10 protein-coding genes and 1 tRNA gene are annotated in these 12,975 nt (G+C 49.6%); 5 read left to right on the top strand and 6 right to left on the bottom strand.

Annotated features, from left to right (window positions below; all coding sequences use genetic code 11):
- Positions 1-16 precede the first annotated feature (16 nt).
- On the top strand, positions 17-1,894 hold the full coding sequence (gene mrdA, locus AC6I8L_RS16695) for a penicillin-binding protein 2 (RefSeq protein ID WP_058959211.1): 1,878 nt from the start codon (positions 17-19) through the stop codon (positions 1,892-1,894).
- 101 nt (positions 1,895-1,995) lie between these two features.
- Here the strand turns inward: mrdA and AC6I8L_RS16690 are convergent, their stop codons facing one another.
- From AC6I8L_RS16690 to AC6I8L_RS16670, 5 genes are all read right to left on the bottom strand, one after another.
- Positions 1,996-2,706: a GGDEF domain-containing protein gene (locus AC6I8L_RS16690; protein ID WP_080748190.1), complete on the bottom strand. Its 711-nt coding sequence runs from the start codon at positions 2,704-2,706 to the stop codon at positions 1,996-1,998.
- Positions 2,703-3,089 carry a DUF1987 domain-containing protein gene (locus AC6I8L_RS16685; protein WP_034828496.1) on the bottom strand — a complete coding sequence of 129 codons (387 nt, stop codon included), beginning with the start codon at positions 3,087-3,089 and terminating at the stop codon, positions 2,703-2,705. The genes AC6I8L_RS16690 and AC6I8L_RS16685 overlap by 4 nt, the downstream gene beginning before the upstream one ends.
- A gap of 7 nt (positions 3,090-3,096) precedes the next feature.
- Complete coding sequence (locus AC6I8L_RS16680) at positions 3,097-3,648, bottom strand: SiaB family protein kinase (RefSeq protein WP_064511317.1); 552 nt, start codon at positions 3,646-3,648, stop codon at positions 3,097-3,099.
- A 10-nt stretch (positions 3,649-3,658) separates the two neighbouring features.
- Positions 3,659-4,882 (bottom strand): SpoIIE family protein phosphatase, encoded by a 1,224-nt coding sequence (locus tag AC6I8L_RS16675; RefSeq protein ID WP_038644771.1) that lies wholly within the window; start codon positions 4,880-4,882, stop codon positions 3,659-3,661.
- Positions 4,883-4,984: 102 nt separating this feature from the next.
- On the bottom strand, positions 4,985-6,307 hold the full coding sequence (locus AC6I8L_RS16670) for a methyl-accepting chemotaxis protein (RefSeq protein WP_058959213.1): 1,323 nt from the start codon (positions 6,305-6,307) through the stop codon (positions 4,985-4,987).
- A 194-nt stretch (positions 6,308-6,501) separates the two neighbouring features.
- Here AC6I8L_RS16670 and AC6I8L_RS16665 point away from each other — a divergent pair.
- Positions 6,502-6,577, top strand: a tRNA-Phe gene (locus tag AC6I8L_RS16665).
- Between the two features lie 633 nt (positions 6,578-7,210).
- Here the strand turns inward: AC6I8L_RS16665 and AC6I8L_RS16660 are convergent.
- Positions 7,211-8,422 carry an FAD-dependent monooxygenase gene (locus tag AC6I8L_RS16660; RefSeq protein WP_264441667.1) on the bottom strand — a complete coding sequence of 404 codons (1,212 nt, stop codon included), beginning with the start codon at positions 8,420-8,422 and terminating at the stop codon, positions 7,211-7,213.
- Between the two features lie 912 nt (positions 8,423-9,334).
- Between AC6I8L_RS16660 and AC6I8L_RS16655 the strand changes: the two genes are divergently transcribed.
- The 3 genes from AC6I8L_RS16655 to fhuB are packed head-to-tail and all read left to right on the top strand — an operon-like array spanning position 9,335 to position 12,970.
- Positions 9,335-10,114, top strand: a complete 780-nt coding sequence (locus AC6I8L_RS16655; RefSeq protein WP_374754028.1) for an ATP-binding cassette domain-containing protein — start codon at positions 9,335-9,337, stop codon at positions 10,112-10,114.
- Entirely contained in the window at positions 10,104-11,024 is a 921-nt protein-coding gene (gene fhuD / locus AC6I8L_RS16650) for a Fe(3+)-hydroxamate ABC transporter substrate-binding protein FhuD (RefSeq protein WP_064511318.1), read from the top strand. Before AC6I8L_RS16655 ends, fhuD begins: the two co-directional genes overlap by 11 nt.
- Positions 11,021-12,970 carry a Fe(3+)-hydroxamate ABC transporter permease FhuB gene (fhuB, locus tag AC6I8L_RS16645; protein ID WP_058959217.1) on the top strand — a complete coding sequence of 650 codons (1,950 nt, stop codon included), beginning with the start codon at positions 11,021-11,023 and terminating at the stop codon, positions 12,968-12,970. The genes fhuD and fhuB overlap by 4 nt, the downstream gene beginning before the upstream one ends.
- Positions 12,971-12,975 lie beyond the last annotated feature (5 nt).

Raw genomic sequence — 12,975 nt, 5'->3', positions numbered from 1 at the left:
AGACTAAGCCCCCCTGATGAATTTCCGTAATTTCGAAGCTGAAGAAAAACTGTTTGTCCGCCGTGCGCTTGTCGCTTTTGCTCTGGTCGTCATCTGTTTCATTATCCTTGGCGTTAACCTGTATCGTCTGCAGGTGGATCAGCACAGCTATTACCAGACGCGGTCCAACGAAAACGACATCAAAATGATCCCCATCGCGCCGACGCGAGGGTTGATCTACGATCGCAACGGTATTCCGCTGGTGCGTAACGTCACCTGGTACGACATCCTCGTGACGCCTTACAAAATCGACAATATGCAGGAAACGCTGAAGCAGCTGACGCCGATTGTCGACCTGACGCCGGAAGAAATTGAAACCTTCGAGCACGAACTCAAACAGAACAGCCGCTATAAGCCGGTCGAGTTAAAAGCAGAACTCACTGATGAGCAGGTGGCGCGCTTCTCCGTCAATCAGTTCCGTTTCACCGGCGTGGCCATCGACACTTATGAGGACCGTGAGTATCCCTATGGCGCCGATTTAGCTCATGTGGTGGGCTATGTTTCTAAGATCAACGATAACGATTTCAAACGCCTGAATGCCGAAGGCGTCGGCGAAAACTATGCTGCTGACCACAACATCGGTAAGCAGGGCATTGAAGGCTATTACGAGTCCATTTTGCACGGCAAAACCGGTTATCAGGAAGTGGAAGTGGATAACCACGGTCGCATTGTGCGCGTGCTGAAAGAAGTGCCGCCGGTTGCCGGCCAGAACGTCTATCTGACGCTGGATTTGCATCTGCAGCAGTACGTTGAGAGCCAGCTCGCCGGCCAGCGTGCGGCGGCGCTGATTGAAGATCCGCGCGATGGCAGCGTGCTGGCAATGGTATCTGCGCCGAGCTATGACCCGAATCCGTTTGTAAAAGGCATCAGCTACAAAGCCTACAAAACATTGCTGCAGGACAAAAATCTGCCGTTGATCAACCGTGTCACGCAAGGCCTGTATCCACCGGCCTCGACAGTTAAACCCTACATGGCGATGTCCGCGCTGCTGACCAAGGTGATCACCCCAAGCTTTACTATTTTTGGCGCGCCGACCTGGACCCTGCCAGGCACCGATCGTAAATATCGTGACTGGAAAAAGTCAGGGCATGGCACGCTGGATGTCACCAAGGCGATTGAGGAGTCGGCCGACAGCTTCTTCTATCAGGTGGCGTTTATGATGGGCATCGATCGTATTCACACCATGCTGAGCCAGTTTGGCTACGGCAAACCCACCGGCATCGATCTCAATGAAGAGTATTCAGGATTGCTGCCTAGTCGTGAGTGGAAGCAGAAAGTGCATAAACACTCATGGTATCAGGGCGATACGGTGTCGGTGGGGATTGGTCAGGGGTACTGGATTGCGACGCCGATTCAAATGGTGAAAGCGCTGGTGGCACTGCTTAATAATGGCCGGGTGATTAATCCGCACCTGCTGGAAAAATCGCAGCGTGGTAAGGAACAACAGCTTTATCAACCTAAATTGCCGCAACCGCAAATTGGCGATCCAAAATCACCGTATTGGTCGCTGGTGCGTCATGCGATGTTCGGCATGGCCAATGCACCGAACGGCACCGGTTATAAGTATTTCCACACCGCGCCTTACGGCATTGCGGCGAAGTCGGGGACGTCTCAGGTGTTCAGTCTGAAGCAGAACCAGGTCTATAACGCGAAAATGATCCCGACGCGCCTGCGTGACCACATCTTCTATACCGCGTTCGCACCGTTTAATGATCCGAAAGTCGCAGTGGCGCTGATTCTGGAAAACGGGGGAAGTGAAGGGGTGACGGCAGCACCGTTGATGCGCAATATTCTCGATCACATCTTCCTGCCGCCACCGTCTGAGCCGCCGGTAGAAACGGCGCAGAAAAATTAATTTGCGCGAGATCGCACCCAACGTCGCGGTGCAATTTATCGCGCGATCCTGAGCGGTAATGCTGATCTCTGCGCTATAAATGCTGTCGCGACAAGGCTCTTCTAGCGGAAGAAAACCCGGTTGCGACCGTGGTTTTTCGCATCATATAGCGCGGCATCAGCATTGTTATACAGGGTTTCGAAATCGGAACCTGGCTTGCCATAGCTGACGCCAAGGCTGGCCGTCACTAACTGACCCGGCAGCACCGCCAGTGGCGAGGCGTTCAGGGAGGCGTGAATCGCGCCCGCGACAATCACCGCGTCCGATAAACGGTAGTGCGGCAGCAGCACGGTAAACTCTTCACCGCCAATACGGCCAATGCTGGCATCTTCCGGACAGTGCGTCTGAATACGCGACACCAGGCCGCAAATCACCTTATCGCCCATCGGATGTCCGAACTCATCGTTGATCTTCTTGAAGTGGTCGATATCGAGAATGATCAGCGCCGCCGGGCCATTGCTCAACGTATTCGTAATACGCTGAATGATGGCACCGCGGTTCCAGACAGCAGTGAGTGGGTCGTGGCTGGCTTTGTATTCCAGCTCCTGAGCCAGTTGATGCAGCTGCTCATTGACGCGGTTCAGCTCGCGTTCAGCACGGTCACTGCGCGAGATCATGCGATAGGTCTCGCGCATCAGGCGCTGATAGTGGCGATTAACGTTCAGCAACGCATTACGATAATCGTCTGCACTGAGCGAGGTCTGAGCCGCAACATCCTGAGCGCGCGTTAGCACCTCGCTCTCTTCGCGAAACAGCTCATTCAGGTCCATCATGAGGCCATTTCCGCTCGCAGATTCACCTGCAGATCGGTAAAGTCCAGCGCCAGTTCCTGGCCGAACTCTTCAGACACATCATCTTCTTCATCAAAGAACCAGTTGAGTTCAACCTTCTGGCCTTTCTGCGCCAGCTGATTGAACAGATCAAACAGGCTGAACAGCATTTTGGTGCTGGAGCTGTTGAAATAGCGCAGGGCGATATTGGCTTCGATCTGGCCGCTTTGTGCGGGCTGCCAGCTTTCCAGCGCATCCAGCAACGGACGGTAGAAGGCGGCGGCGTTTTCCGGCCAGGATTCTCCGCGCAGGGAAAACTGACCGCTTTCGAAGTCAAAATTGACCTCGGGCGTGCTTTCTGTGGCAGCAATAACAAGGTTTTGCATAAACAATTCAATCCTGGTGAATGGTGGCTTTGAGCCAAAACGTGGCGTAACCACTGGACTCCAGCGGACGCAGTTCATACTCCAGCGGTTCACTGACATCACGGGCAAGTGTCAGTAATCCTATGTTGGCCCCTTTGCTTGTGGCAGGGCTCTCAGCTCGCAGACCTACGCGGTATGCTTGTTTGATCTCTTCATTGCTCATGGTACGCAGCAAATCCAGCCAGTAACGCAGCTGCTCACAGGCGACTTCATCAACCAGATTGCTGCTTTCCAGCACGTAGGTGTCGCCATCTACGCGCAGCGTAACGGTGCCGAAGCGAAAATCCTGCTCGGCGTGGTTCATGACGCGGCTATCCTGCGAATAACGCAGGATATTCTGTACGATTTCAACAAAACTGGAGAACAAGCGGCGGCGCACTTTCACCGGCGCCTGCTGGTTTTCCAGAAAGACCTTAATCACCTCGCCCATGGCGGTGATGTTCTGCGGCGAGAAGAAGCCAGTATAGTGCAGTGCAACGCTTTCTGGCGGTACGCGGCTAAGGGTTGAACCTGAGTTCATAAGGTGCTCATTAATAACGGAAGCCAAACCAGGTGACGTCATCGCGTCGCGGCTGGTTGCCTTGCCAGTTGAGAAATTCCCGCTCAAAGGTCGCTGACAACTCGTCCATCGGCAGGGTTTGATATTGTGTTACCAGCGTCTGAATGCGCTTTTTGCCAAACATAATATGGCGTTCACCGCCGGGCTGATCGGTCACGCCATCGGTCATCACCAACAACATATCGCCGGGATGCAGCGTGCGTTGATGTTCCGGCCAGATGTAATCCTGCGGCGTATCGGTGTAACCCACACCGACGCGATCGGCCTTGAGCGATTCCGCTTCGCCAGCGGCCGGATGTAACAGCGCATGCATGCGTGCGCTGGCCCAGCTGAGTTGATGTTGGTGAGTATCAAGGCGTAGCGCGATAGCATCACAGCCGTCATTGGAGAGCGACGTTTGCTGCGTGGCATTGAGCTGCCCAAGGGTTTGTTTAATATGACGATTCAGTGATTGCAGCAGATCGGACGGTGCCCGACGGTTTTTCTGCAGCGCGTTTTCCAGCGCGGATTGCAGGATCACCGTCATAAAGGCACCCGGAATACCATGGCCGGTGCAGTCGGCAATCAATGCCAGCCAGCCGTGTTCATCCTGATGGAATGCATAATAGTCGCCGCCCACGCCATCGCGCGGCTGCCAGTGCAGGCACCAGTCATTGAGCTGCTGGGCCATTTGCTGTTTTGAGCGATCAAGCATCGCGTCCTGAATCACGCGCGCATAATCGATACTCTGCAAAATTTGTTGATGCTGTTGCGCCTGCAAATCGGAGACGGTGCGAATCAAATCGATCCCCAAACCGATACCAATATAGCGGCCTTGTTCGGTCAGAATAAATCCGTCAGTAACCGATTTATCCCCGGTTGCCACCACCTGATGCGCCACCTGATCCAACTCGGTATCGGCATCAATCACCAGCGGCTCTTTGTCCATAAAAGCGATACAGCTTTTGCGGTCATAGAGTTCGCGGAAGAAAGGGCGCGTCATCTGTGACAGGAAGATATGGCGGTTAATCATGCCAAACGGCGTGCCGTTCTCGATCACTGGCAAACCGATCAAATCTTTGTGTTCGGTAAACAGAGCCATGACCGCTGTGTTGTCCATGGCTGGGCTGACAAACGGCACCTCAATGCACAGCGAACGCGCACGGGAACGGCTCGACAGGGAGGTTAATCCTGCGCGTAAATCAGGCAGCTGCATAAGAATTATTCTGGCATTGATTAGGATTTATCCTAGATTACTGCACTGCCATGACAGTTTTATGTCACAGCAGTGCAATAGAAGAAGAGAAAGCAGGAAAAATTACTCTTCTTTCAAGGCCTCAGCCACATGACTGATGGCGCGCACCACTTCGCTGGAGCTGCCGCGAATCTCAGAGATCACGCCACCCGCTTCTTTAGCTAACATCACGCCTTGATCGGCACGTTTCAGGTTCGATTCGATGCCTTTTAACGCTTTTTCGGCGAGAGTATGGTTATGCTGCACCATATTCTCGATCTCGGTAGTCGCGCGGTTGATGTTTGCCGCCAGCGTGCGCACCTCGTTAGCCACCACGGCAAAACTACGACCGTGCTGACCGGCACGTGCGGCTTCCACTGCGGCATTGAGTGCCAGCAGATTAGTCTGATCGGCAATGCGGCGGATGCTCTCGACAATCGCACCAATACGGTCGGAGGATTCGCTGAGGTTACTGATATCGCCGGAAATACCGTGCAGTTCGCCCGCCAGCTCATTGATGGTTTGCACACTGTTTTCAATCACCGTGGCACCGAGGCGCGTGCTCTCGCTGGTTTGCAGTGCAGTTTGATATGCCTGCTGTGCCGCCTCGCGCTCCAGATGGTTCTTCTCCACCTGTGCAGTCACATCGGTGGCGAATTTCACCACTTTGTACAGTTCGCCCGCTTCGTTAAACACCGGGTTGTAAGTGGCACGCAGCCACACGGTGCGTCCCAGCTTGTTAACGCGCTCAAACTGGCCGGAGATAAATTCACCCTGATTCAGCTTGTGCCAGAAGCGGCGATACTCGTCACTGTTGCGCATCTGCGGTGGGCAGAACTGACTGTGATGGACGCCAATCACCTCATCGCTGCGATAACCCATGGTTTTGAGGAAATTGTCATTGGTCATCAGCACTTCGCCTTTGAGGTTAAAGGCGATGACCGCCATCGAACGTTCAATGGCGGTGGTCATAGCGCGCTGCTCTTGCGCATCAATAATCCGTGCGGTGATATCACTCGCCAGCTTAACGATTTTAATCACCCGGCCGCTGCGATCCTGCACCGGCACATAGTTAGCCTCCAGCCAGATGGGACGGCTGTGCTTGGCAACGCGCAGGAATTTATCGCTGAAACCTTCGCCCCGGTTCAGGCGGCGCCAGAAATCGCGATACTGCGGGGATTGGACTAAATCAGCCGTACAAAACATGCTGTGATGCTGGCCGGCAATCTCCTTCAGCGTGTATCCCATGCGCTCCAGAAACAGTTCATTGGCGGTGAGAATGTGGCCTTCCGGCGTAAACTCAACCATTGCAATCGCCTCCTGCAACGAGCTGAGCGTGGCGCTGCTGCGAGCGCGCTTCTGCCACGCCAGGCGTGACAGGATTCCCGATGTAATAGTGCTAAACATGGTGGACCTTATAATTGGAATTTGTCGTCAAATCGGTTATCGGCGGGTGCGGTTAAAAATTCACCACTAAAGTTGGTAGTTGCAGAAATTTTTTACCGGATGGTCTGAAGGTTGCTGTAAAAGCCAGCAGTCAGCGGATTTTTGCTGAAAAGCGTTTGACGGTGCGGCCTGAGTAGGGTTTAATGCGCCCCGTTGCCCGGATAGCTCAGTCGGTAGAGCAGGGGATTGAAAATCCCCGTGTCCGTGGTTCGATTCCGCGTCCGGGCACCATACATCGAAGCACACTGGTTAGAAGTGAGATCTCTAACGGGTGTCTAAACGAAGATGGTGTTCAAAGCAACGGTGACTGCATTGACAGATGCATCATCCAACATTGAACATAAAAATCTTCAAGAAAGGGTATCAGTTCGAGCTGATGCCCTTTTCTCGTTGGCGTAAATAATTGCAATCATTGTCGCATCTGTCAACAAAACCTCAAGTTTCGTTAGATTTACTTACCCCCTTCCAGCGATTGCCATTGATGCCGCCCATCAAAATGAGCCTTACATTTTCTCAAGCCATCCCTTTTACGCTCCACGTTGTAGTATGCACCTGTTCGCTTAGTAAAAAATTCTTAGCCAAGCCAGTCATTTGTTCATGATTCTATTTACCGACTCGCGCCTTCAAAACGTTATACGGTCATGTATTAAAAATCTTCCGGTTGCCAGAATAAGCAACCAACCTGAAGCCGGTTATTCCTGATTATGCATGGAACATATTCGGGCTCAGGGTCAAGGATCTGACATTACTAAGTGAGCGCTGTATCTAATCATGGGGCATGTCAGCAACACCTTATGCAGGTGCTGCTATTAACTTTAAATCATTCTTTTTGGTGAAATTGATTTTATTACTATTTTTATCAATTCAATCAAGGAAAGTTTCAGGTTCCGGTTTGGGTGTGAAAGGTCTCATAAAAAATTGCATTATTGAAGTCCTTTCTAAACGCTTCCATTTATAAAAAAAGCTAATTCCTAAACGAGTAGAGGGTTGTTCCAACCTTATTGTCCAGGGATTAATCTTTTGAGCTTTTTCAGCATAAGGCCGCATCCTGTTTTCATAACTTTCGAATGCCATTTGATAATTACTATTTCGATTCAATTCCTGAGCAAGGATGTAAGCGCCTACGATTGCAAGTGTTGTTCCCATTCCGCTTACAGGTGTAGCACAGTAAGCAGCATCACCAACAACAGCAACACGACCTTTAGACCAAGCCGGCATTTTTATTTGACCAAGATCTTCAAAGAAGATGTCATCTGATTTGTTAAGTTCCGCAAGAATACGTGGAGCTTCCCAATTATCATCTTTGAATTTACGTTTGATAAAATCATTGACTGCTGATCGTCCCTTAAGATCTATACCTCGCTCGTCGCTACGAACATAGAGATAAGCGCGAGTCGTCCTCCCTTGATCAGGGCGTAGTAAAATTGATTTTCCCCCTTGGCAGTTGCTCCAGCGTACCCAGGTTCCATCTTGAGGCTCATAGGGTATAGCAAAATATGCAGTATAAAGTCCGATATGTTTTACAGGGACCTCACCAAATATAATTTTACGGGTACGAGACCTCATTCCCTCTGCAATCAATAACAAATCAAAAGATCTAATTTGAGAGTGTTCAAAACTTACGTCAACTCCGTTTGTGCTTTCACTGATATCTGTAATGTTATCACCAAAGACATATTCAACATTATCTTCTGTTTTTCTCATAAGGAGATTTGACAGATCAGCTCTAAGGATCTCAATGTCGGTAACAAACGATTTTTTCCCACCCGCGCTAGGGTATTCAGCTTGTATCTGATTACTGCTATCTACGAATCGTAAACCCTCTTCACGCGTCATTAAGCTATGAATTTCATCCATTATTCCCATGCGGGATACTACCTCACAGCCCTCATCTCTGATATCAACGGTTTGACCTGATAGACGTAAAGTCTGGGCACGTTCGACTACCGTAACTTTATGTCCCATTTTGCTTAGCCAGAAGGCCAGAGTTGAACCAGCTATACCTGCACCACTAATAAGGATGTTTTGGCTTTTAATATTCTCGTGAAGGTTATGATGAAATTTAAATTCTGTCATTTTATACTCTATAAAATATTTAAAAGATTATATTTTCAGTTAAATGCTAAACAATAAAAAATCGCATATAACTGAGATTTGAATAAAAATTGAAGACAACACCTTTAACTGGCGTGAAAGAAATTATATATGTCTGCGATTCGCATCAAACCAAAGTGTGCAACTGCGGAAATATTTCTTTTGCGGAGGCTATACTGTAAATATATCCCGAATATGGGTTCGAGTATTTGAAGAGGGTTCTGTATGAATTCATCTCAATTAGCTATATATAGTTAAGAACCTGACGGTTTCTCTGATAATATGTGCCGAACTGAGAGTTCACCTGCACGGTGAATGGCAGATAATAGGCCTTCTCAATTTTTTATTCAACATGTCAGAGCCAATATTCATAATTATATTTTAACTAAGGTTTTTCGGTAAATCCTTGATCTTATGATCATTAGTATTTCTTTCAGCCAGAAAATTAGTCGTCTTAAAACTATACATTGTCGCTTTAGCGATGTTGAGGAGCAGTACACATAGAATTAATTCAGTTCTGGCGGTGTCCTATTGGGATCAAGTCGGTTTAAGCCAATTTTAGTGCAACACATTCATTGTCGTTTTATCTACATACATTGTCGCAATAGCGTTATTTGTGTATTAATTAATTGATTAAAGTATAAATTACGATTTTTGGCTGACTTCATTACTTAAAGAGGTCAAAAATCTACGCTACTCAGTAAATAAAAACCATTCTTATAATCATTCTCTATTCGTTCTACTTTATCCCGACGAGTGTGATTAGGAACTTGTGATTTCGGAAGAGGATATGCCCATATCCTGCCTTTAAAAGCCATTCCGGATATGCGATGCCCTCACACAAAGTTGAAGGGAGGCTGATAATCCACAATGATTTAAATGGAAATGTGTCGAATGTCTTCTGCTTGTTTTAATGTTTGCGACGCTGAGTTTTCTATATCAGGAAAACCACTTTTTCATGGTTCAAGATTGTCATTTCCTGTGGGGGCGTTCACAGGTCTTATTGGTCACAATGGGTCCGGCAAATCGACCCTGCTTAAGTTGTTAGGCCGCCATCATAAGCCAACCTCAGGAATGCTACTGCTGAACGGGAAACCTCTGGAGTCCTGGTCATCCTCCGATTTTGCTCGTCAGGTAGCTTATGTCCCGCAACAGCTACCCGCAGCTGAGGGTATGACTGTATATGAGATAGTATCTCTTGGTCGCTACCCCTGGCATGGAGCTCTGGGCCGTTTTAAAGCGACAGACCGGGCTATAGTTAATGACGCTTTAACTGCAGCAGGGTTGAACAACCTCTCTGATCGATATGTGGACTCTCTGTCAGGGGGTGAACGGCAGCGAGCATGGATTGCAATGGCTATTGCACAGGATACGCGTTGTCTTTTGCTTGATGAACCTACCTCTGCGCTTGATGTTGGTCATCAAATAGAAGTGCTTACATTGCTCAGGCAATTGTCATCCGCTAAGGGAGTAACCGTCATCGCGGTGCTGCATGATATCAACATGGCGGCTCGCTATTGTCACCACCTTGTTGCCCTCAGAAAAGGAGGAATTATTGCACAGGGCGCCCCACATGAACTTATGCAGACTGAAGTTTTGAAAGGGATCTATGGAATATTGATGGGAACTTTCTTGCACCCGAGTAAAGGGCACCCGGTCAGTTATGTCCAGTAAAAAAGTAATATCCACTTCAATTGATCCTGGCCGGCGTCATATGCTGCGTATGCTCGCTGTTACGACAATGTTCTCTCCATTTGTCGACGCTCAAATGGTAACCAGTTCACCGCACACAGATTCAGGAATTGTGGTTACAGAGTGGCTACCATTGGAGATGTTACTTACCTTAGGTGTAATGCCACTTGCTGTGGCTGAAGCTGCCAATTACCGGTCCCTCGTTCAGCAGCCGGTGTTGTCAGAAGATGTGACTGAGCTGGGTTTACGTACCGAGCCTAACCTCGAACTGATGGCTGCACTCAAGCCGGCTCTGATCGTTTATGCAGAAGGGTATGGCCCACCGCCAACACTCTACGACGCTATCGCCCCATCGATGGCCATTGCATTCAGTGATAAAAATGGTCATCCGCTTTCAACTACCTGCACTGCGCTGCTGTCTCTGGCTGCAAAAATCGGTAAAGAAAAGACTGCACGTGAAGTTCTGGCCTGGCTGGAACGGGACATAGCATCATTACGCCTGGCCGCAGCAGACAAAATCAAGCGTCCTCTGCTTTTCATGGCGTTGGTTGACGCAAGACATGCGCTGGTTTTTGGCGAAAACAGCCTTTTTATGGATGTTATGACAGGGGCAGAGATTCCGGGGGGATGGCAGGGCGAAACCAACTTCTGGGGAAGCGCGGTTGTCAGTATTGAGCGACTTGCTTCGATAGTTCATACCGATGTTATTTGTTTTACAGAGCAAAACGATGAAGCCGTCATGAATGAGTTGGCCTCAACGACACTCTGGAAAGCTATGCCATTTGTTCGCTCCGGACAATTTCATAGGGTGCCTGGGCTCTGGTACTACGGAGGACCGCTTACTGCTTTGCGCTTCTGCCATCTTCTCAAAAGTCTTCTGAACAAAATATGAAAACCCAGCGTATAAGCATCATCTCATTATCCCTAGCCGTAGCGTTGTTGCTGGCAGGGTTTAACCTCAGCAATGTGTTACCGGTGCATGTCTGGCTTTCGGGACTGATCGCCCCTGATAACAACGTGATTTCACAGGTTCTCTTTCACGATACCCTGTTACCTCGAATAGTCATGTCGTTACTCACTGGCGCAGGCCTCGGCCTGGCTGGGCTTTTGTTTCAGCAGGTGCTACAAAACCCGCTGGCTGAACCCTCCACATTGGGAGTTGCGAACGGTGCTCAACTTGGAATGACGCTCGCCACATTGTGGGGTGGTCAACTGATTACCCCCTATGCAGGTGCGCTTTATGGTGCCATGGCCATGGGAATTTTGGTGGCCATCGTCATTCGAGGTAAAAGGCTTTCGCCGGTATCACTCATTCTGGTGGGGCTCGTCATGACACTCTATTGTAGCGCTGTCTCTCAGCTTATCGGGCTCTACTTTCATGAGAGACTACAGAGTGTACTTTTGTGGGGCACAGGATCACTAACGCAAAACGGCTGGGGAAATGTAGTCAAACTTATGCCGCAATTGCTGATTTTTTTCCTACTGTCTTTCCTGTTGATAAGGCCTCTTACGCTACTCGGCATGGACGATTCCATTTCCCGGAATCTTGGTCTGCGCCTGCATGTTGTGCGCTTCGTTTCTTTATTCATCGCTGTGTGTCTTACTGCGGCACTGGTTACAACCTCGGGGATCATTGGTTTTATCGGATTGTTTGCCCCACTTATTGCACGCTTATTCGGTGCGCGACGCTTGAACCAATTGATTGTTGCTGCGCCTTTCGTCGGTGCACTGCTTTTATTTATTTCAGATCAAGCGGTCATTCTGTTGTCGCTAATCTGGCGAGAAGTGCCGACCGGCACCGTTACGGCTCTTCTTGGTGCGCCGGCGCTATTATGGTTATTACCGCGCCTGAGAGAAAACATGCAGCCTAAGGCGCCCGTTGCGGGTGATTTTCCTGAGAAGAAAAGAAAATTAAGCACCGGGCTGGCTGTCGGGATAACTGTACTGCTTCTGCTGATAACGCTTGCTTTGTATTTAGGGCAAAACAGTTCAGGCTGGCAATGGTCTTCACAATCAACCTTGGATTTCAGGCTTCCACGTGTCGTAGCCGCGTTAGCTGCAGGAGCAATGCTTGGTCTTGCTGGCTGCCTGATCCAGCGTTTAACCGGTAATCCGATCGCCAGTCCGGAAGTTGTCGGTGTGAGCACAGGGGCCGCGGCAGGTCTGGTGATAGTTATTATGCTCGTTCCCGGAGATCTGAGCGGCTGGCTTTTACCTGCGGGTTGCCTCGGGTCTGTCATCACCTTATTCACCGTTACCACCCTTGCTGGTTACCGTAATTTTTCTGCTCAAAGGATGATGCTGGCAGGAATGGCACTTAATGCAGCCTTTATGGCTTTGTTAATGTTAATGCTGGCTGGCGGTGATCCACGTGTATCGACACTACTTACCTGGTTTGCGGGATCGACATATGGTATTTCAGCGTCAAAAGCGTGGTCAGCTTTAGCTGTTGCCGCTGCGCTGGGTCTTATTACCCCTTTATTAAGAAGGTGGCTTACGCTGCTGCCGTTAGGCGAGTCGATAGCCAGATCAGCAGGCATGCCACTAACAGCAAGCAGGCTATCCATAATGTGTGTTGCTGCAGTTCTCACTGCAACCTCCACTTTCATAGTCGGACCACTCAGCTTTGTTGGCTTAATGGCCCCCCATACAGCACGGGCGCTCGGTTACCGAAGTGCATCAGCTCAACTGGTAATATCTGCCGTAGCCGGTAGCGCCCTAATGGTTGGGTCAGACTGGTTAGGAAGAATGCTCATTTTTCCTTTTCAGCTTCCGGCTGGTCTGGTTGCTGCGTTAGTGGGGGTACCGTTCTTTTTATGGCTAATCAGGCGCGCTTAACCGCT

The organism is Type-E symbiont of Plautia stali, from assembly GCF_059731115.1.
This window is presented reverse-complemented; position numbering and strand designations above follow the sequence as displayed.

Bases quoted from the DNA above. Each gene is read 5' to 3' on its own strand.
- AC6I8L_RS16690 (WP_080748190.1), bottom strand. From the start codon at position 2,706: ATGATGGACCTGAATGAGCTGTTTCGCGAAGAGAGCGAGGTGCTAACG.
- AC6I8L_RS16670 (WP_058959213.1), bottom strand. From the start codon at position 6,307: ATGTTTAGCACTATTACATCGGGAATCCTGTCACGCCTGGCGTGGCAG.
- AC6I8L_RS16685 (WP_034828496.1), bottom strand. From the start codon at position 3,089: ATGCAAAACCTTGTTATTGCTGCCACAGAAAGCACGCCCGAGGTCAAT.
- AC6I8L_RS16680 (WP_064511317.1), bottom strand. From the start codon at position 3,648: ATGAACTCAGGTTCAACCCTTAGCCGCGTACCGCCAGAAAGCGTTGCA.
- AC6I8L_RS16655 (WP_374754028.1), top strand. From the start codon at position 9,335: ATGTCTTCTGCTTGTTTTAATGTTTGCGACGCTGAGTTTTCTATATCA.
- fhuB (WP_058959217.1), top strand. From the start codon at position 11,021: ATGAAAACCCAGCGTATAAGCATCATCTCATTATCCCTAGCCGTAGCG.
- AC6I8L_RS16675 (WP_038644771.1), bottom strand. From the start codon at position 4,882: ATGCAGCTGCCTGATTTACGCGCAGGATTAACCTCCCTGTCGAGCCGT.
- AC6I8L_RS16660 (WP_264441667.1), bottom strand. From the start codon at position 8,422: ATGACAGAATTTAAATTTCATCATAACCTTCACGAGAATATTAAAAGC.
- mrdA (WP_058959211.1), top strand. From the start codon at position 17: ATGAATTTCCGTAATTTCGAAGCTGAAGAAAAACTGTTTGTCCGCCGT.
- fhuD (WP_064511318.1), top strand. From the start codon at position 10,104: ATGTCCAGTAAAAAAGTAATATCCACTTCAATTGATCCTGGCCGGCGT.